This window comes from Stenotrophomonas sp. VV52, from assembly GCF_002893095.1.
Lineage (GTDB): Bacteria > Pseudomonadota > Gammaproteobacteria > Xanthomonadales > Xanthomonadaceae > Stenotrophomonas > Stenotrophomonas aracearum.
The window spans coordinates 242,491-266,792 of sequence record NZ_PKQQ01000003.1; the positions used below are offsets into that span (position 1 = coordinate 242,491).

At 65.8% G+C, this 24,302-nt stretch carries 28 protein-coding genes and 1 other RNA gene; 12 read left to right on the forward strand and 17 right to left on the reverse strand.

The annotated features are described in order from the left end of the window. The first annotated feature begins 108 nt into the window (after positions 1-108). From C2U58_RS09545 to C2U58_RS09565, 5 genes are all read left to right on the forward strand, one after another. On the forward strand, positions 109-663 hold the full coding sequence (locus C2U58_RS09545) for an RNA polymerase sigma factor (RefSeq protein ID WP_172448125.1): 555 nt from the start codon (positions 109-111) through the stop codon (positions 661-663). Continuing rightward, positions 660-1,613: a hypothetical protein gene (locus tag C2U58_RS09550; protein WP_102945640.1), complete on the forward strand. Its 954-nt coding sequence runs from the start codon at positions 660-662 to the stop codon at positions 1,611-1,613. The genes C2U58_RS09545 and C2U58_RS09550 overlap by 4 nt, the downstream gene beginning before the upstream one ends. A 37-nt stretch (positions 1,614-1,650) precedes the next feature. Next, the gene (locus tag C2U58_RS09555) at positions 1,651-2,259 is read left to right on the forward strand and encodes a YigZ family protein (RefSeq protein ID WP_102945641.1); all 609 of its coding nucleotides are present in this window, start codon (positions 1,651-1,653) and stop codon (positions 2,257-2,259) included. Continuing rightward, positions 2,252-4,018, forward strand: a complete 1,767-nt coding sequence (locus C2U58_RS09560) for an ABC transporter transmembrane domain-containing protein (protein ID WP_102945642.1) — start codon at positions 2,252-2,254, stop codon at positions 4,016-4,018. Before C2U58_RS09555 ends, C2U58_RS09560 begins: the two co-directional genes overlap by 8 nt. Before the next feature lie 69 nt (positions 4,019-4,087). After that, positions 4,088-4,285, forward strand: a complete 198-nt coding sequence (locus C2U58_RS09565; RefSeq protein ID WP_070206524.1) for a hypothetical protein — start codon at positions 4,088-4,090, stop codon at positions 4,283-4,285. Between the two features lie 121 nt (positions 4,286-4,406). Here the strand turns inward: C2U58_RS09565 and C2U58_RS09570 are convergent, their stop codons facing one another. The 6 genes from C2U58_RS09570 to hrcA all read right to left on the reverse strand — a co-directional run bounded on the left by C2U58_RS09570 (position 4,407) and on the right by hrcA (position 11,437). Further along, complete coding sequence (locus C2U58_RS09570; RefSeq protein WP_102945898.1) at positions 4,407-5,519, reverse strand: prephenate dehydrogenase; 1,113 nt, start codon at positions 5,517-5,519, stop codon at positions 4,407-4,409. Further along, complete coding sequence (pdxY, locus tag C2U58_RS09575; RefSeq protein WP_102945643.1) at positions 5,516-6,424, reverse strand: pyridoxal kinase; 909 nt, start codon at positions 6,422-6,424, stop codon at positions 5,516-5,518. Before pdxY ends, C2U58_RS09570 begins: the two co-directional genes overlap by 4 nt. A gap of 76 nt (positions 6,425-6,500) precedes the next feature. Continuing rightward, complete coding sequence (gene dnaJ, locus C2U58_RS09580) at positions 6,501-7,625, reverse strand: molecular chaperone DnaJ (protein WP_102945644.1); 1,125 nt, start codon at positions 7,623-7,625, stop codon at positions 6,501-6,503. An 85-nt stretch (positions 7,626-7,710) separates the two neighbouring features. Beyond that, positions 7,711-9,642 carry a molecular chaperone DnaK gene (gene dnaK / locus C2U58_RS09585; protein ID WP_102945645.1) on the reverse strand — a complete coding sequence of 644 codons (1,932 nt, stop codon included), beginning with the start codon at positions 9,640-9,642 and terminating at the stop codon, positions 7,711-7,713. 129 nt (positions 9,643-9,771) lie between these two features. After that, positions 9,772-10,287: a nucleotide exchange factor GrpE gene (gene grpE / locus C2U58_RS09590; protein ID WP_102945646.1), complete on the reverse strand. Its 516-nt coding sequence runs from the start codon at positions 10,285-10,287 to the stop codon at positions 9,772-9,774. 82 nt (positions 10,288-10,369) lie between these two features. Next, complete coding sequence (gene hrcA, locus C2U58_RS09595; protein ID WP_102945647.1) at positions 10,370-11,437, reverse strand: heat-inducible transcriptional repressor HrcA; 1,068 nt, start codon at positions 11,435-11,437, stop codon at positions 10,370-10,372. 125 nt (positions 11,438-11,562) lie between these two features. Here hrcA and recN point away from each other — a divergent pair, with 125 nt between their 5' ends. After that, positions 11,563-13,224 carry a DNA repair protein RecN gene (gene recN / locus C2U58_RS09600; RefSeq protein WP_102945648.1) on the forward strand — a complete coding sequence of 554 codons (1,662 nt, stop codon included), beginning with the start codon at positions 11,563-11,565 and terminating at the stop codon, positions 13,222-13,224. Positions 13,225-13,340: 116 nt separating this feature from the next. Here the strand turns inward: recN and fur are convergent, their stop codons facing one another. Further along, entirely contained in the window at positions 13,341-13,757 is a 417-nt protein-coding gene (fur, locus tag C2U58_RS09605; protein WP_068851145.1) for a ferric iron uptake transcriptional regulator, read from the reverse strand. Positions 13,758-13,860: 103 nt separating this feature from the next. On the opposite strand from fur, the gene bamE reads away from it, so the two are divergent. Further along, positions 13,861-14,256 carry an outer membrane protein assembly factor BamE gene (bamE, locus tag C2U58_RS09610; RefSeq protein ID WP_070206514.1) on the forward strand — a complete coding sequence of 132 codons (396 nt, stop codon included), beginning with the start codon at positions 13,861-13,863 and terminating at the stop codon, positions 14,254-14,256. A gap of 91 nt (positions 14,257-14,347) precedes the next feature. Here the strand turns inward: bamE and C2U58_RS09615 are convergent, their stop codons facing one another. After that, positions 14,348-14,611 carry an RnfH family protein gene (locus tag C2U58_RS09615; protein ID WP_102945649.1) on the reverse strand — a complete coding sequence of 88 codons (264 nt, stop codon included), beginning with the start codon at positions 14,609-14,611 and terminating at the stop codon, positions 14,348-14,350. 3 nt (positions 14,612-14,614) lie between these two features. Next, the gene (locus tag C2U58_RS09620) at positions 14,615-15,043 is read right to left on the reverse strand and encodes a type II toxin-antitoxin system RatA family toxin (protein ID WP_102945650.1); all 429 of its coding nucleotides are present in this window, start codon (positions 15,041-15,043) and stop codon (positions 14,615-14,617) included. Positions 15,044-15,100: 57 nt separating this feature from the next. On the opposite strand from C2U58_RS09620, the gene smpB reads away from it, so the two are divergent. The 4 genes from smpB (at position 15,101) to C2U58_RS09640 (ending at position 17,871) form a co-directional block, all read left to right on the forward strand. Continuing rightward, positions 15,101-15,604: an SsrA-binding protein SmpB gene (gene smpB / locus C2U58_RS09625; protein ID WP_102945651.1), complete on the forward strand. Its 504-nt coding sequence runs from the start codon at positions 15,101-15,103 to the stop codon at positions 15,602-15,604. 62 nt (positions 15,605-15,666) lie between these two features. Then, complete coding sequence (locus C2U58_RS09630; RefSeq protein ID WP_102945652.1) at positions 15,667-16,023, forward strand: hypothetical protein; 357 nt, start codon at positions 15,667-15,669, stop codon at positions 16,021-16,023. 109 nt (positions 16,024-16,132) lie between these two features. Continuing rightward, positions 16,133-16,486, forward strand: a transfer-messenger RNA (tmRNA) gene (gene ssrA / locus C2U58_RS09635). A gap of 161 nt (positions 16,487-16,647) precedes the next feature. Then, a complete protein-coding gene (locus C2U58_RS09640) occupies positions 16,648-17,871 on the forward strand; it encodes an integrase arm-type DNA-binding domain-containing protein (RefSeq protein WP_102945653.1) in 1,224 nt (407 codons plus the stop codon). A gap of 22 nt (positions 17,872-17,893) precedes the next feature. On the opposite strand, the gene tmk is transcribed toward C2U58_RS09640, so the two are convergent. Then, positions 17,894-18,568: a dTMP kinase gene (gene tmk / locus C2U58_RS09645; RefSeq protein WP_102945654.1), complete on the reverse strand. Its 675-nt coding sequence runs from the start codon at positions 18,566-18,568 to the stop codon at positions 17,894-17,896. A 379-nt stretch (positions 18,569-18,947) separates the two neighbouring features. After that, positions 18,948-19,091, reverse strand: a complete 144-nt coding sequence (locus tag C2U58_RS20060) for a hypothetical protein (RefSeq protein WP_172448118.1) — start codon at positions 19,089-19,091, stop codon at positions 18,948-18,950. A 318-nt stretch (positions 19,092-19,409) separates the two neighbouring features. Between C2U58_RS20060 and C2U58_RS09650 the strand changes: the two genes are divergently transcribed. After that, complete coding sequence (locus C2U58_RS09650; RefSeq protein ID WP_102945655.1) at positions 19,410-19,649, forward strand: cyclase; 240 nt, start codon at positions 19,410-19,412, stop codon at positions 19,647-19,649. Between the two features lie 34 nt (positions 19,650-19,683). Here C2U58_RS09650 and C2U58_RS09655 read toward each other — a convergent pair whose 3' ends face one another. The 6 genes from C2U58_RS09655 to C2U58_RS09685 all read right to left on the reverse strand — a co-directional run bounded on the left by C2U58_RS09655 (position 19,684) and on the right by C2U58_RS09685 (position 24,299). After that, complete coding sequence (locus C2U58_RS09655) at positions 19,684-20,124, reverse strand: BLUF domain-containing protein (protein WP_102945656.1); 441 nt, start codon at positions 20,122-20,124, stop codon at positions 19,684-19,686. Between the two features lie 442 nt (positions 20,125-20,566). Then, positions 20,567-21,016: a BLUF domain-containing protein gene (locus C2U58_RS09660; RefSeq protein ID WP_343125468.1), complete on the reverse strand. Its 450-nt coding sequence runs from the start codon at positions 21,014-21,016 to the stop codon at positions 20,567-20,569. A gap of 125 nt (positions 21,017-21,141) precedes the next feature. Continuing rightward, on the reverse strand, positions 21,142-21,801 hold the full coding sequence (locus tag C2U58_RS09665) for a response regulator transcription factor (protein ID WP_343125469.1): 660 nt from the start codon (positions 21,799-21,801) through the stop codon (positions 21,142-21,144). A 356-nt stretch (positions 21,802-22,157) separates the two neighbouring features. Further along, complete coding sequence (locus C2U58_RS09670) at positions 22,158-22,580, reverse strand: BLUF domain-containing protein (RefSeq protein ID WP_102945657.1); 423 nt, start codon at positions 22,578-22,580, stop codon at positions 22,158-22,160. A gap of 682 nt (positions 22,581-23,262) precedes the next feature. Next, the gene (locus C2U58_RS09680; RefSeq protein WP_172448119.1) at positions 23,263-23,598 is read right to left on the reverse strand and encodes a hypothetical protein; all 336 of its coding nucleotides are present in this window, start codon (positions 23,596-23,598) and stop codon (positions 23,263-23,265) included. A gap of 23 nt (positions 23,599-23,621) precedes the next feature. Beyond that, positions 23,622-24,299: a hypothetical protein gene (locus C2U58_RS09685; RefSeq protein ID WP_146033444.1), complete on the reverse strand. Its 678-nt coding sequence runs from the start codon at positions 24,297-24,299 to the stop codon at positions 23,622-23,624. Positions 24,300-24,302 lie beyond the last annotated feature (3 nt).

A 24,302-nucleotide genomic window follows, 5' to 3' on the forward strand; every position in this document is an offset into this window, starting at 1 on the left:
CCTTCACCCCATTGCCCGCCTTCGGACGTTGATGACAGGGTGACCACCGCCATCGCCCCTGCCCCGCGCGGCTATGCGCAGCCCCCTCCAGCGCTTACTCTGTGCGCCGTGGATGCTGCTGCCCTGCCAACCGACGAGTCCCTGATGCTGGCCTGGGCCGGGGGCGACCTGCGTGCCTTCGAAAGCCTGTATGCGCGCCACCGCAACCGCCTGTACAGCTTCCTGCTGCGCCAGCTGCGCGATGCGGCGCTGGCCGACGAAATGTTCCAGGACGTGTGGCAGCGGGTGATCGCCGCCCGCGCCGGCTGGCAGCCGGAGGCGGCCTTCACCACCTGGCTGTTCCGGATTGCCCATAATCGGCTCAACGACCACTGGCGGGCGCTGAAGCACCGTCCTTCCGCGCCGGGCGACGCCGACGAGCGCGTGGCGCGCATGAGCGATACGCGCACGCCGGAAACCCAGCTGTCCGAATTCGAACAGCGCCGCCGCCTGCAGCTGGCCATGGAGCAGCTGCCCGATGACCAGCGCACCGTGCTGCAACTGCGGCTGGAACAGGAGCTGAGCCTGGAAGAGATCGCGCAGGTCACCGGCGTGGGCCGCGAAACCGTGAAATCGCGGCTGCGCTACGCGATGGATAAACTGCGCGCGGAGTTGAGCCCATGAACCGCCCCGATCCGCTGACGCCGGAAGAACGCGAACTGGCCCGCCTGCTGGGCCGGCCGGCGTCCAGTGCACCGCCGGCGGCGGTGGACGATGCGGTGCTGGCCGCTGCGCGTGCGGCGGTGCAACCCGTGGCTGCAACACCTGCTGCCGACCCGGCTTCGCCCCCTGCTGCGCCCGTGTCCACCCCCACGCCGCGCAGGCGTTCGCGCTTCCCGGCCGCACTCGGCCTGGCCGCCTCGCTGGTGTTCGCGGTGGGCATCGCCTGGCAGCTCAAGCCGGAGGGGCCACCGCCGGCCGCACCGGCCCCGATGGCGAGCGAAATGGCCACCGGGACGGCACTGCAGGCCGATGCCGCCGCAGGCGATGACACCGCACCGGCGGCGGTACAGGCCGAAGCGCCGGTTGCCGAGGTGGCCACCCAGGAGAAACCTGCCGCTGCGCCGCCTGCGCCGGCGCGGGCGTTGTCGGTGCCCAAGCCGGCACCGGTGCCAGCGCCACCGCCGATGCCCGCTGCGGCACCGATGGCCATGCCCGCTCCCCCGGCGCCCCCCGCGCCGATGGCGGCCCCGGTCCTGCAGGACGCGCAGGCCGAAGCAGCGCAGTCGGCCGAACTGGACCGCGTGGTCGTCACCGGCAGCCGCGCAGTCGATGCGCGGGAGCGCGCCAAGCTGGCCGCACCCGCCCCTGCACGCACGCAGGGTGCACCCGGCGTGATGCGCCGTGCCGAACCGGCACCGGCGCAGGCCTATGGCGCGTTGGCATCGCCCGATGCGCTCACCCTCGCGGTCGATGCCGACGCCGCGCTGCCACGCCGGCAGTGGATCAAGCGCATCCGCGAGCGCCGCGATGCGGGTGATGTGGATACGGCGCGTGCGAGCCTGGAGCGGTACATGCAGGCTTACCCGGAAGCGCGGATTCCAGGGGACCTGCGGGAATTGCTGGATTCGTGATACGTGCCGCGCAGAGCCCGGCACTACAATGACGCCGATGCCCGATACGCTCGCCACCACCGTCAGCCACAGCCTGGACATCAAACACAGCCGTTTCGTCGCGCACGCCGCGCCGATCGAGGCGGCCGCCGATGCGCTTGCTTTCCTGCAGCAGGTCGCCGTAGCCGACGCCACGCACAACTGCTGGGCCTACCGGCACGGCAATGAGTACCGCTCCAGCGACGACGGCGAACCGGCCGGCACCGCCGGGCGCCCGATCCTGGCGGCCATCGACGGCCAGGGCTTCGACCGCGTCATGGTGGTGGTGATCCGCTGGTACGGCGGCATCAAGCTCGGTGCCGGTGGGCTGGTGCGGGCCTATGGCGGCACTGCGGCCGAATGCCTGCGCACCGCGCCACGACTGCCGCTGGTGGCCTTGTCCGAACTGACCGTGCAGGCCGGGTTCGAAGACCTGGGCGCGCTGCATGCGGCGCTGGCACAGCACCTGGCCGACAAGCTGGACGAAACCTTCACCGCTTCCGGGGTGGAACTGCAGGTCCGGCTGCCCGCCGACCAGGTCGACCCGTTGAAAATCCGCCTTCGCGACGCCACCCGTGATCGTATCCGGGTGCACGCACGCACCGAACCAGGCCTTGCCCATGACTGACCCCGTTTCCCCGCCGGCCCCGACCCTGCGCCGCCTTGGCAGCCTGGGCACGCTGTGGCCGTTCGTGCGCCGCCATGGCGGGCTGTTCGCGGCCTGGCTGGTGGCGCTGGCGGTGTCCTCGGCGGCCACGCTGAGCCTGCCGCCGGCGGTGAAGCAGATGATCGACCATGGCTTCAACAGCGGCGGCCAGATCAACCGCGCCTTCGCACTGCTGTTCCTGGTTGCGGTGGTGCTGGCATTGGCTACGGCGGCGCGCTTCTTCTTTGTCTCGCTGCTCGGCGAAAAAGTGGTGGCCGACCTGCGCAGCCGCCTGTACGCGCACCTGATCGCACTCGGCGCCGGTTTCCACGACCGCAGCCGCAGCGGCGAACTGGTCTCGCGGCTGACCGCCGACAGCGAGCTGCTGCGCAGCGTGATCGGCTCGACCATGTCGGTGGCGCTGCGCAGCAGCGTCACGGTGGTGGGTAGCCTGGTGATGCTGTTCGTGACCAGCCCGCGCCTGGCCGCATGGTCGCTGGTCGGCATTCCACTGGCGGTGCTGCCGATCATCATCGGTGCACGCCGGCTGCGCGGCATCTCGCGCGCCAGCCAGGACCGCATCGCCGACGCCAACAGCCTGGCCGCAGAGACCCTCGGCGCGGTGCGCACGGTGCAGGCACATGCGCGTGAGCCGTACGAACGCAGCCGCTTCAATGCGGCGCTGGGCGAATCGATCCGCGCCGCGCGGCGCCGCATCGGTGCGCAGTCGCTGGTGACCGCCACCGCCATCGTGCTGGTGTTCGGCGCGATCGTCGGCGTGCTCTGGCTGGGCGCGCACGATGTCATCGACGGCCGCATGAGCGCCGGTACGCTGGGCCAGTTCGTGCTGTACGCGCTGATCGGCGGCGGCTCGGTCGGTGCGCTCGCTGAAGTGTGGAATGAACTGCAGCGCGCCTCCGGCGGCATGGGCCGGATCGCCGAACTGCTGCAGGAAGACATCGAGATCACCAGCCCGGCCGAGCCGCTGCCGCTGCCGCAGCCGCTGCGCGGCGAGATCCGCTTCCAGGACGTGGTCTTCCATTACCCGCAGCGACCCGACACCGCCGCGCTGGATCACTTCGACCTGCACGTGCGCCCGGGCGAAACCGTGGCGCTGGTCGGGCCGTCCGGCGCCGGCAAGAGCACGGTGCTGTCGATGCTGCTGCGTTTCCACGACCCCGCCGCCGGCAGCGTGCAGGTGGATGGCGTGGACGTGCGCCGGGTCGACCCGGCGCAGCTGCGCGCGCAGATGGCGCTGGTGCCGCAGCAGCCGACCCTGTTCGCCAGCAGTGCGCTGGACAACATCCGCTACGGTCGGCTGGAAGCCACCAATGAAGAGGTGCAGCGCGCGGCCGAAGCGGCCGAGGCCGAGGAATTCCTGGAGGCGCTGCCGGACGGCTACCTGAGCGAACTGGGCGAGCGCGGCGCGCGCCTGTCCGGCGGCCAGCAGCAGCGCATCGCCATTGCACGCGCACTGCTCAAGGACGCCCCTATCCTGCTGCTGGATGAAGCCACCAGCGCGCTGGACGCGCAGAGCGACCGCGCGGTGCAGCAGGCGCTGGAACGGCTGATGGCCGGGCGCACCACGCTGGTGATCGCACACCGGCTGGCGACGGTACTGAAGGCCGACCGCATCGTGGTGATGGACCACGGTCGCATCGTGGCCCAAGGTACTCACGCAGAGCTGCTGGCCGAGGGTGGCCTGTATGCTGAACTGGCGAAACTGCAGTTCATCGATTGATGACGCACCGCTAACACGCGCGGTCGCAAGGTGACACCTGTCCCATCAGACCGCTGCAGGAGGTGTTGCATGTCGTTCCGTCAGTTTCCCGCTACCGATGCGAACGGTGACGATTACGTCGTCATCGAATTCAAGGATGAGCTGGCCGCCACCGCAAACACCGCGGCCGACCCGCATGTGCGCTACGAGCTGGCCGACGGCCGGCACCTGGTCCGCGATGGCAGGACCTTCCGCACCAGTGGCGGCGAGCTCACCTTGACCACGTAATTGACGTGGTCAATTAATCGCCACCCATCTTGACAGCCTTGCGGTACGGGGGCTGCGCACGCTTATCCACATGCTTGTCCGCATTTCATCCACACCCCCTGTGGATGAATGCGGGAGCGCGTCAGCGCGGCAGGACCCGGCCGATCCCGCTGGCGTCGATCTCCACCGCCGCCCGCTGCATCGCCTGCAGGTCGCTGCCCGGCACGAAGCCCATGCGGAAATGCACTTCTCCGCCGGGCGTGCGCGAGGAATGGATCGAGGCCAGGCTCACGCCATGCCGTTCGAACACATGCAGCAGCTCGCGCAGCGACCCGGGACGGTCCTCCGGCAGGTGCACGCTGATCGCGTTGCGCTCGGTCAGGTCGGCCAGCAGGTAACCGACCCGTTCGAAGGTGTAATTGCCGTTGGCCAGCAGCGCGGCACCCTGGTGTTCGCGGTTGTCGGCCAGCAGTTGCTGGCGGAACGCAGCGCGCGCGGCGTCATCGCCCTGTTCCACCTGGCTGCGCAGCGTCTGCAGCTGCGCCAGCAGCCGGTCCAGCATCGGCGCCACGTGCGGATTGCCGAACTGGATGTCCTCATAGATGGCCGGATTCAACGACAGGATCCGCGCGATGATCGCGGTGTCCAGCTCGAACGAGGCCGAGCGGTACGGCATCAGGTCCTGCAGCGGGCCCAGCAGTGCGGCGTAGTCGCGCAGCACGCCGGCCTGGGCCAGGTGGGTCGCATGCACCATCGCCTGCACCAGCGCCATGACCTGGTCGTGGTGCTCGGGCGTGGCGAGCACGCATTCGGCTTCCAGTGCCGCGCACAGCTGCGCCAGCCACGGCTGCCATGCCGACAGCCGCGCTTCGCACACCACCATCACCCTGCCCTTCAGCGTCGGCGCCTTGGGTGGGGCGGTCATCGGGTGCAGGCCTGCCACCTCCGCCTGCGAGCGCAGCATCGCCGCGACCGGTTCGCTCTTGACCGAGGTGACGTCCAGCCACAGGCGACCCGCCTCACGGCCCGCCGAGCGATGCACGTACTCGGCGATCAGCGCCGGGGTGTGCCGGATCGGCGCGGAGAACACCAGGACCTGCGCGCGCTCCAGCAACACTTCGGGATCGTCAGACGCCGGATCGGCCGGGTCGTGGCCGATCACCTCCAGCCCCATGCGCTGCTCGAGGAAGGTGCGCAGCCAGCGCCCGTAGGCACCAGCGCTGCCAACGATGCCGACCACCGGACGCTGCATCAGGCGATCCGCTCGGCGGTGAAGCGGTGCGGCTGCGCCAGCGCCGCCGGTGCGGCGGCCAGCACGTCGAATTCTTCGTGGTCGTTGGCCAGGGTCGCTTCCAGCGCGGCGTGCACGCCGGAAATCGAGCGCGACAGGGCCTGTTCGAAGCGCTCGCCACGCAGCAGGAAGGCGACCAGCAGCGACATCAACACGTCGCCGGTGCCGGCCACGTCGACCGGAAGGTGCGGCGAGGACCAGCGCCAGACCGCGTCGCGGCTGACCGCCAGAGTGACCAGCTGACCCGGGTCGCCGCCCACGCTGTGCGCAATCACCCACTCCGGACCGCGCTGCAGCAGCGCGCGGGAGGCGGCGATGGCGTCGGCTTCGGCCAGGCTCGGCAGGCCGGTCAGGCGGCCCAGTTCGAACGCGTTGGGCGTGACCAGCCAGGCGTGCGGCAGCAGGCGTTCGGCGAAGATGGTTTCCAGCCCCGGTTCCACGTAGGGACCGGTATGGGTGTCGCCAATCACTGGGTCCAGGCAGTAGCGCAGCTGCGGCGAGGCGGGCAGCACGCGCTCGAGCCAGTCGGCGAACGCGGCACCGTTGCCGACGCTGCCGAAGTAGCCGGACACCAGCATCTTCGCGCGCGCCGGCAGGCCGCGTTCTTCCGCGCCCAGCAGCAGGTCTGCGAACCAGTCGGCCGGCAGCACGCGGCCGCGCGTGGTCGGATAGAACGGGGCATTGCTGAGCAGCGTGGTCGGCACTTCGGCCACGCGCACGCCGAGGGCGCGCAGCGGCGGCACGGCGGCGCTGTTGCCGGCGTGGCCGTACACAAGCTGCGATTGAACCGAGATGACGTCGACCGGCGACGGACCGTCCGGACGCTGGCGGCGACCGTGGACGAGGTGGCTTTCGAGGGATTCGTTCATCAGGGGATTTTAGCGCCGCAGACACGAAAACACCGGGACATGCCCGGTGTTTTTGTGTTGCAGGTGAAACGATCGGTTACGAGGTCATGCGGTCCCAGAAACCTTTCACGCCGTCCATGAAGGTGGCCGACTTCGGCGAATGCTTGCGCGCTTCCTCGCCGGTGAAGGTGGTTTCGAACTGCTCGAGCAGCTTGCGCTGTTCGCTGGTCAGGTTGACCGGGGTCTCGACCACCACGCGGCAGTACAGGTCGCCTTCGCTGCGGCTGCGCACCGAACGCACGCCCTTGCCGCGCAGGCGGAACAGCTTGCCGGTCTGGGTTTCGGCCGGGATGCGGATTTCCGCGTAACCGCCCAGGGTCGCCACGCGCACGGTGTCGCCGAGTGCGGCCTGCGAGATGCGGATCGGCACTTCGCAGTGCAGGTCGTCGCCATCGCGCTGGAAGATCGCGTGCTCGCGCACCCGCACTTCCACGTACAGGTCGCCCGGCGGCGTACCGGCCGGACCGGCCTCGCCTTCGCCGGCCAGGCGGATGCGGTCGCCGGTGTCGACGCCGGCAGGCACCTTCACCGACAACACCTTGTCTTCCTCCACGCGACCGTTGCCGTGGCAGGTCTTGCAGGGGTTCTGGATGATCTGGCCACGCCCGTTGCAGTTGTGGCAGGCCTGCTGCATGGCGAAGATGCCGCGCTGGATGCGCACCTGGCCACGGCCCTGGCACACGCTGCAGGTTTCGACCTTGCCATCGTCCGACCCGCTGCCATGGCAGTCGTCGCACTCGGACAGGGTCGGGATTTCGATGCGGCGCTCGATGCCGCGCACCGCTTCTTCCAGGTCCAGCTCCATCACGTAGCCGATGTCGGCGCCGCGACGGGCCTGGCGCGGACCACCACCGGCGCCACCGAAGATGTTGCCGAAGATGTCCCCGAAGATGTCGCCCATGTCCGGGCCGCCCGGACCACCACCGCCCATGCCGTGCTCGAACGCGGCGTGGCCGTGGGCGTCGTACATGCGGCGCTTGTTGGCATCGGACAGGGTTTCGTAGGCTTCCTTGCACTCCTTGAAGGAGGCTTCGGCCGCGCTGTCGCCCGGATTGCGGTCAGGGTGATACTTCATCGCACAACGGCGATAGGACTTCTTCAGTTCTTCTTCGGTCGCGGTGCGGGAAACACCCAGCACCTCGTAGTAATCGCGCTTGCTCATGGTTTGAATCGGGTTCCGGCAATCAGGCGTTCATGGATACGACAACGGGACGTTGCCTGCGCAACGTCCCGTCTTGGCGTCCGAATCAGGACTTCTTGTCGTCCTTGACTTCGGTGAACTCGGCGTCCACCACGTCGTCCTGCGCGCCGCCGTTGCCACCGGCACCGGCGTCGGCACCCGGGGCACCGCCCTGGTCACCGGCCGAAGCCGCCGCGAACAGCGCCTGGCCGGCTTCTTCCAGCGCCTTCGACTTGGCTTCGATCTGCGCCTTGTCGTCGCCCTTCATCGCGGTTTCCAGGTCGGCCAGGGCCGACTCGACCTTGCCGATGACATCGCCACCAACCTTGCTGCCGTGTTCGGTGATCGCGGTACGGGTACCGTGGATCAGCGCGTCAGCCTGGTTGCGGGCCTGGACCAGCTCGTGGAACTTCTTGTCTTCTTCGCGGTTGGCTTCCGCGTCGGCGACCATGCGTGCGATCTCGTCCTCGGACAGGCCCGAACCGGCCTTGATCTCGACCTTCTGTTCCTTGTTGGTCTTCTTGTCCTTGGCCGACACGTGCAGGATGCCGTTGGCGTCGATGTCGAAGGACACTTCCACCTGCGGCAGGCCGCGCGGGGCCGGCTCGATGCCGGAGAGGTCGAACTTGGCCAGCGACTTGTTGTAGCGGGCCTGTTCGCGCTCACCCTGCAGCACGTGCACGGTCACGGCCGACTGGTTGTCCTCGGCGGTGGAGAACACCTGCGAGGCCTTGGTCGGGATGGTGGTGTTCTTTTCGATGATCTTGGTGAACACGCCGCCCATGGTTTCGATGCCCAGCGACAGCGGGGTCACGTCCAGCAGCAGCACGTCCTTGACGTCGCCACCCAGCACGCCGCCCTGGATCGCAGCACCCAGTGCCACGGCTTCGTCCGGGTTGACGTCCTTGCGCGGTTCCTTGCCGAAGAACTCGGTGACCGCCTGCTGCACCTTCGGCATGCGGGTCTGGCCGCCGACCAGGATCACTTCGCTGATGTCGCTCGACCGCAGGCCGGCATCGTTCAGCGCGATGCGGCACGGCTCGATCGACTTCTTGATCAGGTCTTCGACCAGCGCTTCCAGCTTGGCGCGGGTCAGCTTGATGTTCAGGTGCTTCGGACCGGAGGCATCGGCGGTGACGTACGGCAGGTTCACTTCGGTCTGCTGGCTGGTCGAGAGCTCGATCTTGGCGCGCTCGGCCGCGTCCTTCAGGCGCTGCAGGGCCAGCGGATCCTTGCGCAGGTCGATGCCCTGGTCCTTGTTGAACTCGTCCACCAGGTATTCGATGACGCGGTTGTCGAAGTCTTCGCCGCCCAGGAAGGTGTCGCCGTTGGTGGCCAGCACTTCGAACTGCTTCTCACCGTCGACGTTGGCGATTTCGATGATCGACACGTCGAAGGTGCCGCCGCCCAGGTCGTACACGACGATCTTGCGGTCCTTGCCGTCGCCCTTGTCCAGGCCATAGGCCAGGGCCGCGGCGGTCGGCTCGTTGATGATGCGCTTCACTTCCAGGCCCGCGATGCGGCCGGCGTCCTTGGTCGCCTGGCGCTGGCTGTCGTTGAAGTAGGCCGGCACGGTGATCACGGCCTCGGTGACGGTCTCACCCAGGTACGCTTCGGCGGTCTTCTTCATCTTCTCCAGCACGCGGGCGGAGATTTCCTGCGGGGCCATCTTCTTGGCGTCGCTGGTCTGCACCCAGGCGTCGCCGTTGTCGTGGGCCAGGATGCCGTAGGGCACGTGCGCGATGTCCTTCTGGACTTCAGCGTCGGTGAACTTGCGGCCGATCAGGCGCTTGACGGCGTAGAAGGTGTTCTTCGGGTTGGTCACGGCCTGGCGCTTGGCCGAGGCACCGACCAGCACTTCGCCGTCCTTGGTGTAGGCGACGATGGAAGGCGTGGTGCGGTCGCCTTCGGCATTTTCGATGACGCGGGCCTTGCCGCCGTCCATGATCGCCACGCACGAGTTGGTGGTGCCGAGGTCGATACCAATGATCTTGCCCATGGGGGAGACTCCTGAAATGTGGGAAACGTCCGGCTGCTGCCGGGTTATGAATGGGATGTGTGGGACGCAGTTGTCACTTTCAAGCCATCAATCGGACGCTGTGTCCGATTACGACCAAACACGTTCAGGTCAGTCGCGGGCGACCACGACCAAAGCCGGACGCAGCAGGCGGTCGTTGAGCAGATAGCCCTTCTGGAACACCTGGACCACGCTGCCCGGGGCGGCGCCGGGGGCGTCGACCTGGCTGATCGCCTGGTGGTGTTCGGGGTTGAACGGCTGGCCGGTCGGGTCGAGCAGGGTCAGGCCGTTGTCGGCGGCGGCCTTGAGCAGCTGCTTGTAGGTCAGCTCCAGGCCTTCGCGCAGCGGGCTCGGCTCGGCACCGGCGGCATTCAGCCCGGCGTCCAGGCTGTCGAACACGGGCAGCAGCTCGCCCAGCAGCTTTTCATTGGCGAAGCGGCGCGCCTGTTCGACGTCGCGGGCCACGCGCTTGCGCTGGTTGTCCAGGTCGGCGCGCTCACGCAGCGACTCGGACCGGAGCAGGGCCAGCTCGTTGTGCAGGCTGTCCAGCTGCTGCTGCAGGGAATCGCCCGGGGCGGCGTCGCCGGCCGGGGTCTGGGATGCGATATCAGGCTGATCTTGGTTCATTTCCGGATCCTTGGCGGTGACTCTCCGCCTCCACCCACCCCTATGTGGGCGGCCGGACCCGATTCAAGAGCCGAAGGCGCGTTTATCCGCGATCGCGGGACAATCCGGCCCCGCCCGGCGCATCCAGCGCGGCGCCCAGCACCTGGGCGGTGGCTTCCACCAGCGGGATCATGCGGTCGTAGGCCATCCGCTTCGGCCCGATCACCCCCAGCACCCCCAGCACCTGGCCGCCGGCCGAGTACGGCACGGTGACCAGCGAGATGTTCTCCAGCGGCATCACCCCGGTTTCCTCGCCGATGAAGATGCGCACGCCCGGGGCCTGGATGGTGCGCTCCAGCAGCTGCAGGATCTCGCGCTTGCTGGCGAACAGGTCGAACAGTTCGCGCAGCCGGTCCAGGTCGGACAGGTCCTGCACCCCCATCAGGCGGGTCTGCCCGGCCAGCACGATATCGTCGGCCGGCGGCGCCATCGCCTGCTCGGCCAGCTCCACGCTGTGCGCCAGCAGTTGTTCCATCTCCGAGCGCGCGTCGCGCAGCTCGACCAGCAGCCTTGAACGGATCTCGGACAGCGGCCGCCCGGCACAGTGGGCATTGAGGTAATTGGCGACCTGCTCCAGCTCGGCCGGCTCCCAGCTGCGCCGGGGTTCGATCACCCGGTTCTGCACCTCGTTGTCGGCGAAGACCAGGATCGCCAGCACCCGGCGCGCGTCCAGCGCCACGAAATCGATATGCCGGAACGCGAACTGTTCGCGCTTGGGCGCACCGACCACGCCGACGAAGTGGCTCATTGCCGAGAGCAGCTCCGAGGCGCTGCCCAGCAGGGCCTGGGTGCCCGCCCCGGTCGAGAGCTCGCTGCGCAGCCGGCTCAGCTCGCCCTCGCCGGGCGGCTGCATCTTGACCAGGCTGTCCACGAACACCCGGTAGCCGTGCGCGGTGGGCACGCGCCCGGCCGAGACGTGCGCCGAGCTGAGCAGGCCGAGGTCTTCCAGGTCGCCGAGGATGTTGCGGATGGTGGCCGGGCTCACGTCCAGCCCGGCCAGCCGCGCCAGGGTCTGCGACCCGACCGGCTCACCGTCCTGGATGTGGCGCGCGATCAGCGTCCGCAGCAGGTGGCGGGCGCGCGGGGCGAGATGGGGCGCGGACGGATGCATGGAATCAACCTGTGAGACGCGAGACTGGATAATGGCAGGCCATTGTCCGGCAAGGGATCGGGGAAATGCCGATTGGAGCTGCCCCTCGCCCATGCTAGCGTTGCGCGGCTCAAGAAACGAACACCATGCTCAGACATCTATCGATCAAGGATTTTGCCGTGGTCCGCGCCACCGAACTGGAGTTCGGCGCGGGCATGACCGTGGTTTCCGGCGAGACCGGCGCAGGCAAGTCGCTGATGGTCGACGCGCTGGGCTTCCTGTCCGGCCTGCGCGCCGACAGCGGCGTGGTCCGCCACGGCGCCGCCCGCGCCGAGCTGTCGGCCGAGTTCGCCCCCGGCGACGACGCCCCGGCCCGGCGCTGGCTGCGCGAGAACGAGCTGGACGACGACGAACAGTGCCAGCTGCGCCGGATCATCCGCGCCGACGGCGGTTCGCGCGCCTGGATCAACGGACGCCCGGTGACCCTGTCGCAGCTGAGCGAACTGGCCGGCATGCTGGTCGAGATCCACGGCCAGCACGAGCAGCAGGCGCTGCTGGCACGGCCGTCGCAGCTGGCCCTGCTGGACGCCTATGCGCGCAACGACGCCGAACGCGTCCAGGTGCGCCAGGCGGCCGCGCGCTGGCAGGCCCTGGTGGACGAGGCCGACGCGCTCTCGCGCCAGGGCGATGTCAGCGACCGCATCGGCTTCCTCGAACACCAGCTCGGCGAATTGCAGCGCGAAGACCTGGAACCGGCGTCGATCGCAGCGCTCGGCAGCAGCCACCGCCGCCAGGCCCACGCCGGGGCGCTGGTCAGCGCCTGCGACGTAGCCGCCGCACGCCTCAATGGCGACGATGACGTGTCGGTGCTGCAGCTGCTGCAGCAGACCCGGCACGACCTCGCACGCGTGGCCGAGCACGACGCCCGGCTTGGCGAGGTGGACGCGCTGCTGGACAGCGCGGTGATCCAGCTGCACGAAGCCCTGGCCCTGCTCGACCGCGTCCACGACGACCTGGACGCCGACCCCGAACAGTTCGAAGACATCGAACGCCGCCTGGGCCGCCTGCACGACCTGGCCCGCAAGCACCGCGTGCCGATGGAAGGGCTGGCCGAGCACCGCGACGCGATGGAAGCCGAGGTCGAACAGCTGCGCGGCGCCGATACCCGCCTGCAGGCCTTGGCCGGCGAGATCGACCGCGCCGCCGGGCAGTGGCAGGCCGTGGCCGCCACCCTCAGTGCCAGCCGCAGCACGGCGGCCAAGGCCTTGTCGGAGACCACCACCGCCCTGATCGGCGAGCTCGGCATGGGCGGCGGCCAGTTCCTGATCGAGATCGAACCGCACGCGGCGGCCAAGCCGGACCCGAACGGGGCCGAGCGGGTCGAATTCCTGGTCGCGGCCAATGCCGGGCAGCCCCCGCGCGCGTTGCGCAAGGTCGCCTCCGGCGGCGAGCTCTCGCGCATCTCGCTGGCGATCGAAGTGGCCGCGCTGGGCCTGGACGCGGTACCGACCATGGTCTTCGACGAAGTCGATTCCGGCATCGGCGGTGCGGTCGCCGACATCGTCGGCCAGAAACTGCGTGCGCTGGGCGAGAAGCGCCAGGTGCTGTGCGTCACCCACCTGCCCCAGGTCGCCTCCAAGGGCCACGCCCACTACCGGGTCAGCAAGGCCCCGGTGGAAGGCATGACCCAGAGCGCGGTGGAAAAGCTGGACGCCCGCGCCCGCGAAGAAGAACTCGCGCGCATGCTCGGCGGCGTAGAGGTCACCAAGGAAGCCCGCGCCGCCGCCCGCAAGCTCCTTCAGGCATAACCGGGCGCCCCGCCGCCGTAGAGTGGGGCCCTGCCCCGCTGCCTCACCCGCCCCGATGCCGAAAATGAAAAACCCCGGCGTGGCCGGGGTTTCACGATCATGCAGGTAACGAGCGGCTATTTGCGCTTTTTGCGCACGTAAAGCACCAGCGAGTGCTCTTCCAGCTCGTAGCCGTGGTCGGCGGCGATCTTGCGCTGCAGTTCTTCGATTTCGTGGCTTTCGAACTCGATGATCTTGCCCGAGTCCACGTCGACCATATGGTCGTGATGGCCGCCGCGGTCCAGTTCGTAAACGGCCTGGCCGCCTTCGAAATTGTGCTTCAGCACCAGGCCGGCGGCCTCGAACTGGGTCAGCACCCGGTACACCGTGGCCAGGCCGATCTCGTCGCCGTGCTCCAGCAGCTGGCGGTAGATGTCTTCGGCCGTCATGTGGTGCTGGTGCTTCTGGGCGTCGCGCTGCTCGAGCAGGGCAAGGATCCGCATACGCGGATGGGTCACCTTCAGGCCAACTTTGCGCAGGTCGTGGGTTTCCATAGGTCTCCGTTCATTGGCGATTTAGCGCCAGCTGCCTCGGATCGGGTCGCGGCGACACGTTCGGAGTGTATCATCGACTGGATTTCCCCAAACGCCATTCCCGATGCGCAATCTCCTGCTGGTCGCCGCCGTTGCCCTGTCCACCACGGGCTGCGGCATCATCTACAAGCAACCCATCTACCAGGGCAACCTGATCCGGGAGCAGTCCGTCGGTCAGCTGCAGGTGGGCCAGAGCAAGCAGCAGGTCAACGCCCTGCTCGGCACGCCCTCCATCGACGACCCGTTCCACGCCCAGCGCTGGGACTACACCGCCAGCCAGCGGCTGGACCGCCTGGGCCGGACCGAGACCAAGAATTTCGTGGTGTTCTTCGAGAACGACCAGGTGACCCGTTGGGAGGGTGATTTCTTCCCGAACAACGACGCCCAGCTGGCCCGCGACCAGGTGCGCCAGTTCGGCCGCAATCTGGCCAAGGACAAGAAGAAGCAGCGCGGCCGGTAATCGGGGTGGCCGAGCAGAGCTCGGCCCTACCGCGGCGATCACGGCGATTTATTGCCCGGGCGCGTTGCGAAGCGCTCGTCCTGGCGGTACGTCAGGGCTTTCGAGGCGCAGCCCGCCGCCGCCGATTGTCTTTGGGGTCTGCTACCAGCGGCCTCAGCAGCTCTACCCGGTCACCGTCACGAAGCACCTGGCCGGGTTTCGCCAGCACCCCATGCACGGCCACGGCCGGGCAATCCGCACTCCCCTCGATCCCGGCCGCCGCAACCGCCTCGGCCACCGTGGCGCCCTCGTCCAGCTCCAGCAGGCGTGATTCCACCCGCTCCGGCCAGGCCAGCACCACCTCCACCCGGATCACTGGTCAGTCCTGCGCGTCGGCAACACGGACGAAATCATTGACCATGCGGTCGGCCAGGCCCTGAAAGCCCAGCGCCAGCGCCGGCCCAAGCAGCCGCGAGTTCGGTTCGAACTCCAGGGTCAGGGTCACCTTGCAGGCATCCTCGGCCAGCGAGTGGAACTCCCAGCGGCCGTGCAGGCGCTTGAACGGTCCATCACGCAGCTGCATATCAATATGGTGCGGACGCTGCAGGGTGTTTTCGGTCATGAACCAGGTCGAAAACGACCCCAAGCCCAGATCCAGCCGCGCCACGACCCGGTCCGGCCCCGTTTCCAGGACCTGCGCGGCCGAGCACCAGCGGAAGCGGCGCGGGTAGGCGTCGATATCATTGACCAGGTCGAACATGCGGGCAGCCGAATGTTCGACCAGGGCACTACGTTTGATGGTTGGCATGCGAAGGCTTGGCTGGCGAATCGACCACGGAGGGCCTGAATCGGAGACAATAGATAAATGAGCAAGAACAGCGCCAAGGATAAAGCAAAGAACGCGACGGCCAACAAAACCATCGCGCTCAACAAGCGTGCCCGCCACGAATACTCGCTGGAGGACCGCTACGAGGCCGGCCTGGCCCTGCAGGGCTGGGAGGTCAAATCGATCCGCGCCGGGCGCGGCAACATCATCGACGCCTATGCCTATGTGAAGGACGGCGAGATCTTCCTGATCGGGGCCCAGATCACCCCGCTGATCCAGGCCTCCACCCACGTGGTCGCCAACGACCGCCGCGAGCGCAAGCTGCTGCTCCACCGCAGCGAGATCGACAAGCTGGTCGGCAAGGTCGAGCGGGACGGCTACACCATCGTGCCCACCGCGATGTACTGGAGCAAGAACAAGATCAAGCTGGAAGTGGCGCTGGCCAAGGGCAAGCAGACCCACGACAAGCGCGACGCCGAAAAGGACCGCGACTGGGCCCGCGAAAAGCAGCGCACCATGCGCCGCCACAACCGCGACGCCTGATTTCTTACTGTAGCGCCGGGCTCTGCCCGGCTGCTCTTTGCCCAACACCCCGGAGCGTCCCCGTGACCGAAGAAACCCCCCTGGAATCCGCCTCCACCGCGGACCCCACCGCCACGCTCCAGGCCGACGTCGCCGCCTACGAGACCATCTTCGGCGAGCTGGCCCGCGCCATGGACCCGGCTGCCCTGCTCAAGGTGCTGACCTACACCCTGCGCAACGCCAAGCGGGTCGCATCCGAAAACCAGAGCTACGACTCCCTTGAGCACCGCCGCCTGGTCGCCCGGATCGAGGCCCTGATGGCCCGGGCCGAACCGGCAGCCCGCAAGCAGGCCATGACCCAGCGCAACGCCGCCAACCACGAGCGCAAGGTGCGCGCCAAGCACCAGGCCGACAGCAAGCGCCAGCGTGAAGGCCGGTAATTACGACAGCCCCATGACGCTTCCGGGTGACTGTTCAGCTGAATTGGAGTAGGATCGATTCCGTCAAGTAATGTCTGGTCGCAGACGTCTTGCAGGTTCTGAAGAAACCGGGGGTGCATTGGTTTCGACGGAGGTTGTGAAGTTGCTTGGTGCATGCCGAGGGGGCAGCTTTCCTCGTAAATCCAGCGGCAATACTCTAGTTGCCAACGACGACAACTACGCTCTCGCCGCTTAAGGCGTAAGCCCCGAACCCACTTGTGCCCGTGCTCGTCGGTGTAGGGTCATTATCACGGAACCGGCTGTGACGGCTGCCTGTCAGTCACCGCTTAACTAAAACAGGCTGGTCCTGGGGTGCGCTTTGCACACCGTGCTGCCACGGGACGAGATCCAACGGTGAGCTAAGCATGTAGTACCGGGGATGGAGTGCCTTCGGACGGCGGTTCAATTCCGCCCACCTCCACCAACGCTGGGTCCCACGGGACCCACAGAAGCCGAGAAAGCCTTATAAAACGGGCCTCTCGGCTTTCTTTTTGTCCAATGCAGTCCGGGGGTATCCGTTGCAGCCCATGCGACTGTGGGGGTATATCTTGGGGTATCGCCTCCGCCCCAAAACCCGATACCCCCATGCCCCTGACCGACGTCGCTATTCGTCGCGCCAAGCCGTCCGACAAGCCACAGAAGCTGGCTGACGGCGGCGGCCTGTACCTCCTGATCACCACGGCCGGCGCCAAGAGCTGGCGCTGGAAATACCGGGTCGCCGGGAGGGAGAAGCTGCTGACGCTAGGGCTGTACCCGGACGTCACCCTGGCCAGCGCCCGCGAGGCGCGCGACGACGCCAGGCGCCTGCTGCGCTCCGGCGTCGACCCCGGACTGCAGCGCAAAGCAGTGGCTGCCTCCCCCGCAGGCATACCCGTCGACAGCTTCGAGTCGATCACCCGGGAGTGGCTGCGCGGTAGGCAGTGGGTTCCCGGCTACGAAAAGAAGGTGGTGGCCTGGTTTGAGAACGACGTGTTCCCCTCCATCGGTGCACGGCGCGCGGCCGACCTGAAGGCGTCGGACTTCCTCGCCATAGCCAGGAAGATGGAGGCACGAGAGGCATTCGAGTCGGCGCACCGCGTGATGCAGAACTGCGGCCAGGTCATGCGGTATGCCGTGGCCACCGACCGGGCAGAACGGAATCCAGTGCAGGACCTGCGCGGCGCGCTGGTGCCGGCGCCCGAGCGTAACCATGCGGCGGTGGTGGAGCCGGTCCAGCTGGGCGGCCTGCTGCGGGCTCTGCACGCGTATCGGGGCATGGGCGTGGTCAGCGCCGCCCTGAAGCTGATGCCGCTGGTGTTCGTTCGCCCGATTGAGCTGCGCGCGGCAGAATGGACGGAGATCGACCTGAACGCGGCCCTATGGAGCATACCCGCCGGCAGGATGAAGATGCGCCAGCCCCACGTGGTGCCGCTGGCCCGGCAGGCTGTGAACATCCTGCGGGACCTGAAGGAAACGATGCCTACGGACTATGCCGGCCGGTACGTGTTCCCGGGCCTTCGCACGGACTTGCGCCCCATGTCGGAGGTGGCCGTCCTGGCCGCTCTGCGGAGCATGGGGTTCGACAAGGAGACGGTCACCGGGCACGGCTTCCGTGCCACGGCCCGCACGCTGCTGGACGAGGTTCTGGGCTTCCGGCCGGACATTATCGAGCACCAACTGGCGCACGCGGTCAAAGATCCGAACGGCCGCGCCTACAACCGCACCACGCACCTGGCTGAGCGGGTGCGCATGATGCAGGAATGGGCAGACTACTTAGACCGACTTCGCGCCGTAAACGCGGTCAACATCCAAACCGGGCAGGCAGCCTGATGGCGATGAGCTGCAGATGGCCCTATGCGAGATGATTGGCCATCAGCGCACCGACCTTTTCTACGTTCTCAACGGAAGCTACGCCAAGTGCTTGAGCAAACTGCCGAATGAGAAGCGCGTAGCAGTCGTCCAACACCTCGGCAGCAGGCTGAGAGGCATCAATGACGAATTTCGCCCGCACATCCATCTGGAGAAAGATCTCTCGGCAGAGCGAGAGATTTTCCACGTTCTCGAAATGATTGGGTCGATCACCTCGCGCCCGGATGCGTTCAAGCCCAGTGGTCGGCGCAACGTCTAGGAGCAAAAGCAGATTCGGTCGAGGCGCAAAGTCGTTTGCAGCAGCCAGCTCGTCAACGGGAAGTCCCGCAGCGCCCTGGTAGGCGACCATGGACGGGAAATAACGGTCTAGAAGGACCACCTCCCCCCTAGCGAGCGCGGGCTGAATGAATTCCTGAACGTGGTCTCGGCGGTCAGCTAGGAGGTACTTAACCTCGTCCTCAGGGCTAAGACGGCCAGTCTCCGCTGATTGCCTGAGCTTTTGACCCCATGGACCATTGGTCGGCTCTTTGCTGCTAGACACGGCTACGCCGGCCGCCATTAGGCGCTCGGAGAGGCCTCTCGTAACTGTCGACTTGCCAGCCCCATCGATGCCTTCGATGGCTACCAGCAAGCCACCGGGGATGGTGATGCTCGTCATGCGGGGTAGTGTATCCAATTGCCCCGGCACCGCCAGAGGGGCCGCGATGCTAACTGGAAAGAGCGCGATGGGCTACCTGGATGTGCGCCCAAGGGAGCCGGGGGCCAGGGGCCGATAGGCCAGGGTCGCTTTGCCCAATTTCTGTGCCGCCGGCCTCCGCATAGAACAGCAGCTCCTGGGGAAACGCGTCATGCCGAGCCAACCGCAGTCCGGCTACTCATCGCATCAGGAAGGGCTTACCCGCCTTGAGCCGCTTGATCCGCTGGTCGACCTCAGCGCGCAGCCGCGCCTGGTGCCGTTCCGCCCATAGCTCCGCGCCGGCCTTACCCTGCGCGTAGCTGCTGCATTCCCTGGTCTTCCGCAGCTTCCAGTCGTCCCGCTAGTTGTTCAGGCTTACCCACCACGTGCCATCGTCCACCCGCTGGTTCAGGCGCAGCACTTCCGTGTTGTCCAGCAACAGGGAGTTGGGGCGGTCGAATGTGGCAGTGCCGACGGCATGCCAGCGGAAGTCGGGCGGGAGCATGGGCGGCAATCCTACGGCTCCGGGTCTCACGCGATGCGACGATGGCCACTTACCGATCATCGGCGGATCCGCAGGCCACGCCCAGCCAATCTATTACGGCAAGGGAATGCCTGCGAATCCGCCAGACGTCCTTCAGAGCCAGCCTGCTGCTGCAGCCAAGATGCCTCCCCAGACACTTGAGCGAAATGTCTCTCCGGCCCTGTGAAGGCAGCGAAAAGAACGTCCCCACTCTGCTAGCCTCGGCGGTGCGCGCCGGCGCGGGAGCCGGGATTACTGCCTGGCGTCCCGGCAAGGCATCACCAAGAGGAGGAGAACAGGATGGAAAAGAGGGTTTGCTTCGACTTCGAGGTCGATTTCAGCAACGGCGGCGGCATCCAAGGCCAAGGCTTTCGGCTCGACATCCCCGGAGACGACATCACCGACGACGAGCTGGCCGACTACATCGTCCGCGACATGCGGCTGCTGATGGTCGGCGAGGTCCGCATCCTCAACAAAAGCATCATTGAAGAGGCGCACAAGCGGCCGGCCAATACGGGGAGCGAGCCGACTTCAACATGACCGTCCACGCCATCGCATTCGGAGGGCTAGCTCCTTACCCGTGTGGTTCTTGCCCAATGAAGGGGTTTACGAGCTCGGCGGCGCGCTCAATGCCAGTGGGCACCTGGTCGATATCTACTTCCCGTCGAAAAGCCAGCCCGCGCCAGTCGCTCACGATCGCTATCCGAAGATCTTCGGGTTCGACGGGAAGCCAACGCATCGGCCAGTAGGGGAAACGTCTGGGGCCGCCGGAGCTGCGACCCAGCTCCACCATGTCCATGTGGCTGCGGGAGTTGATGATCCGGGCATAGGCGAGACGCACGCCTTCCTCCGGCCCTTCCAAGTACTGAAGGAAACGGTTGCCGTCAGTCAGTAGCACCCCGGTGACGCCTGCGATCAGGTTATGTGCTGCAGCATCTTTGGCCAGGTCGTCCACCTGGTGAAGCGCCAGGCCAGCTACGGCCCGACTGCAATAGGCAATCGCATGTAGAGACATGACGCCTCCTCCCCTGTTAAAGCTCCCCCAACGGCTAGGACAGTACCACCGGATGCTGCCGCCCGCACGCCACGACCCTTGAGAAAAGCGCCTTTGGCCGGTTGGCCACACGACATCTCCGTCACGACGAGCTGACCGGCCAAGAACGGCAAATCCGGTTAGATGTCGGCCACGCCAGAGACGTACCCCATATGCCTAACACCGGAAGATTCGATATCACCCGCGCCGACGCAGCCTGCGCTGAAGCCGCCGATGGCTGCGTAAAGGTGACGGAGCTGCGAGCTCAATGCCTCTCGTGCTCGCGGTACTTCCTCGCCAGGCTGGGAGCTGGGCTAGAGTCCATGGAGGGCGGTGTAGTGATCAGCTGCAGTGCCTGTGGCGCCCGGCAGGGCGTGAGCACCAGCCTCTTTGAAGGCGTAACCACGACGATATAGCCCCGGCCCTATCGAGGAAGGCTTTCGTCTCGAAGATGCGGGGCAGCGAGAACCGCGAGCTGCTCCACACCAAGGACCACCACCTGCTCTTCGCTGCGGTGCGCCTTGAGCATGGTCCAATCGGCTACCGCAGCCGCGTGCAGCTCGTGCTGCGAGACCGGAATCCAATGCATCGACCAGTATGGGAATCGGCGTACAGAGCCCTCCCCTCGCCCTAGCACTACCACGTCGCTATGCCGCCTTGAGTTCATCACGCGAGCAAAGATGAACTCAATTCCGTCCTCCGGACCCTCTAGGTACTGAAGGAACCGGATGCCGTCGCAGAGCAGTACGCCGGTGACGCCAGCGAGCCGATTGTGATGTGAAGCATCCCGAACCAGGGCATCAATCTGGTCGACCGTGAGCCCCTCCGCCGTTCGGCTGGAGTAGGCAATTGAGCACAGGGGCATCGAGCACATCTACATCGGTGGGGAGCGACAGGGTAGCAGCTTGGATCTTTCTGCAGGCGGTGCCAGGCAGCAAAACTTAACCATTAAGGGTTTCGCACCCCGATCCCTGTAATCCACGCAGTAGACCCCGGGGGTCACGCACCGATGAGACCCTCTGCCCTCGCCTTCCGCAACAGTTGAAGGGTCGTGTGCACCTTCAGCTCCTGCATCATCACGTACTTGTGCGACTCCACGGTTCGCACTGATACACCAAGGAGAGCCGCCAATTCCTTCGTCCCCACCCCATCGGAAATGCTCTGGAGAATGCGTAGCTGCATCGGGGTCAACACGGGTAAGGTCGAGCGCTTCTCCGCGATCATCAACGCTGTCAAATGTGGTGCGACGTACGAACGCCCACCAGCGACGTTCTCCAATGCGCGAAGGAGCTCGTCGATTGCGACGGTCTTGGGTAAATATGCGCGTGCGCCTGCCCGTATCGCCATCAACGCCATTGCGGGCTCAGCGTTGGTTGTGAGGAACAAGAACGGAGTTTTGCACCCCTGGCTGCGCAGATGGACCATGGCATCGATCCCACTTATGCCAAGCATCTTCACCTCCGTGACTACCAAGCTTGGCGCAGCGTTTCGAGCAGACTCAATCAGCTCTTCCCCCGAGCCAACGACGGTCGTCGACCGGACAACGCGCGACAGGAGGCCAGCGACCCCTTGGGCTACAACCAGGTGAGGATCGGCAATCAAAGCATTATCGAAGAGCCGCTGGGTAGGCCAGGCTTGCGCGCGCCCCATTCGCAACATCCTTCATGTTCGAGCGAAGCACCTAAACAATGCTCGTCGCGTCCCACCCGGATACGCAGGTAGCAGCCCCCGCTGCATTTCCGTGACCCCCTCAAGCAACTCTCCGGTTTACGAATGACAGCTCCTGCTGCATCTCAAACCTGCTTAAGTTGGAGGGTAACGAGAACCGACTGCGTGGCGGCGCGACCGATCTCGACCCTCCAGGTCACCCACGATATCCGGGCTGTCCTCCTGGAGCGCTTCCTATGCAGGTTAGCGTCTCCCCCGTTGTTGCAAAAGAATGTGGCCCGTACCGCGTGAAGATAGTGCAAAAAAGGGACGCCCCTTAGCCGGGTTGCAGTATCAAAGCACGCCACTCATTCGACGTATGGTGCAGCCAAGGCATGGAGGCGATCCATTCCCGACGGAACGCGATGGTTCTCGCCGCTATGCCTCACGAAAGTGCTCCAGTCGCTGAAGGCCGCCTCATTGAACTGGTACATGTCCGTCAGTATCCAGCGCATCGACCAGTAAGGCATCCGACGTCGCCCCACCCTGCCTCGTGCCAGCTCGATGATGTCGCCGTGAAGCGTAGAGTTGAGGATCCTAGCGTACACAGTGGCCATTCCATCGTTGGGACCTTCGAAATATTGAAGGAACCTCGCACCATCGTAGAGCAGCAGGCCAGTGACGCCTGCGATCTTGTTGACCGCGGACGCCCTCTGAATTAAACCGTTCAGCTCCCAATCGGTGAGCCTCTTCGTCGCCTTGCTTGCGTAAGCAATTGCTTCCAGCGGCATAGCAAGCCTCTCTGCGAACCTCGACTAGGTCACACTTTAAGACAACTTGCCTCCTCCGTGCAGATAACAATGGGTCGCCAGACAGTCGATCCCGTTCCAACAGTTGGGCCCGCTGGACGAGCACTAGTGCTACCGTGCAGCTATAGACGTCGCTATTGCGCTTTACCCCACGCTACCTTGATCTAGTGAAGTCTACTCTGGCCCACAAATTTGCCAGAGAGCTAACGTGACACGTCGCTATTCCATTCCACACACCCATCTATTTAGGGGAGCAAAGCTCACTGACCTCGACGGCGCACCTATGCCGATCGTGAGCCAAGAGTGGGTGCTTATCGAATTCAGCGACGGGGTCGGCGCAAAAGGCACGATTGAGCCCTCCCAAGATGGTGCGTACCTGCTGACCGTCTCGAGCTACCGAACCCAGCGGAAGACCAGGATCGAGGGCAAGACCTGGTCTGTCGCCGATACCTCAGCCAAGGATGTGCTCCGGGTCGCGGCAAGGGTAGAGCTTGAACCTACGAGGTGACTCTCCGATCCCGGTGCGCTCCTACAGGGTCACAATCTCATTCACATCGCCCACGGCCCATAAATCGCTGGAAAGTTGGAGGGCCGGCGGCCTCCAACGAATTCATATCCCGCAGTCGCTAGTAATTTTCTTCGAGAACGTTAGGTTCCTGAACAACTAGGTTTCCGAGTCAGAGAGAGATACTGGCGGCGTTGCAGCGGCATACACCGCGTCGGTGGCCGCCTTGATCATCGCCATCAGCTTCCATCCGGCCTCGACACTCTCCTCCCCCGTGACCGGGTGGGTGATCGTGTAGCTTGCAGCCAACAGTGTGCTGATCTGCGCAGGCAGCACGCCTAGGAACGTCCGTTCCAACACGGTCCCATCGGCCTGCGTCGTGAGCCTCTCGTAGTGAAAGGTCACGGGACCGTCGTTGGTATACGGGTTCCAGTCGATGACGATGCGCGGCGCGATCGCTTCGACGCGGGTTCCAAAAGCAGTGTTCTCGCTCAAAAGGGCCATCCTGTTATCTCCGGTCAGTATCCGGTTACGTCTACGGTCATGATGTGCATCTGGTCGTTGGTTGCCCGGGGAGCCGGATTGCCGAAGAAGGCATATGAGCCCTCTCCCGTCGTTCCCTGAGCGACGGTGTACCCGTTGCCGTTGGAAGTAACCAACCCGGCGAAACATGCCCATTGCCAGTCTGCCGTCGGTGTCGATTGATTTCCGGTCCAGCGGAAGCCAGGAACGGTAATGATCTGCGCGTAGACCCCCGGGCCAAGATTCACGTCTGCAGTCGGCGTCGCCCCGATCAAGGTGCGCGCATCCACCACCTTCATGTACCTGTTCTGCGAATCGAACACGATTCGACCGGCGTCGTCGAACACCTGAAGGCCAGAGCCAGGGCCTGAGCGCGCTGGCGGGCGATCGAATACGAACACCTCAATGGTGTCACCCACCGCAGCGCCACCAAAATTGCTACTGATCCAACCAAACTGCCACCCGCCGCTGACTGGCCGAGCACGACTGACAGTGAAGGGCTTGCTGGAGCGCACTGCCACAATGGGACGATCACCGGGCACGGTTAGAAAGGCCTGCCTGCCAAACCCTCCGGTGACCGGCCCCGCCGCAGCTTGGAACGTCAGAGTGTGCTTAGAGATGAACGCGTAGTTGAAGAACTTCTCGTCAATGATGACGTTCTGGTTGTTGTTCACGAA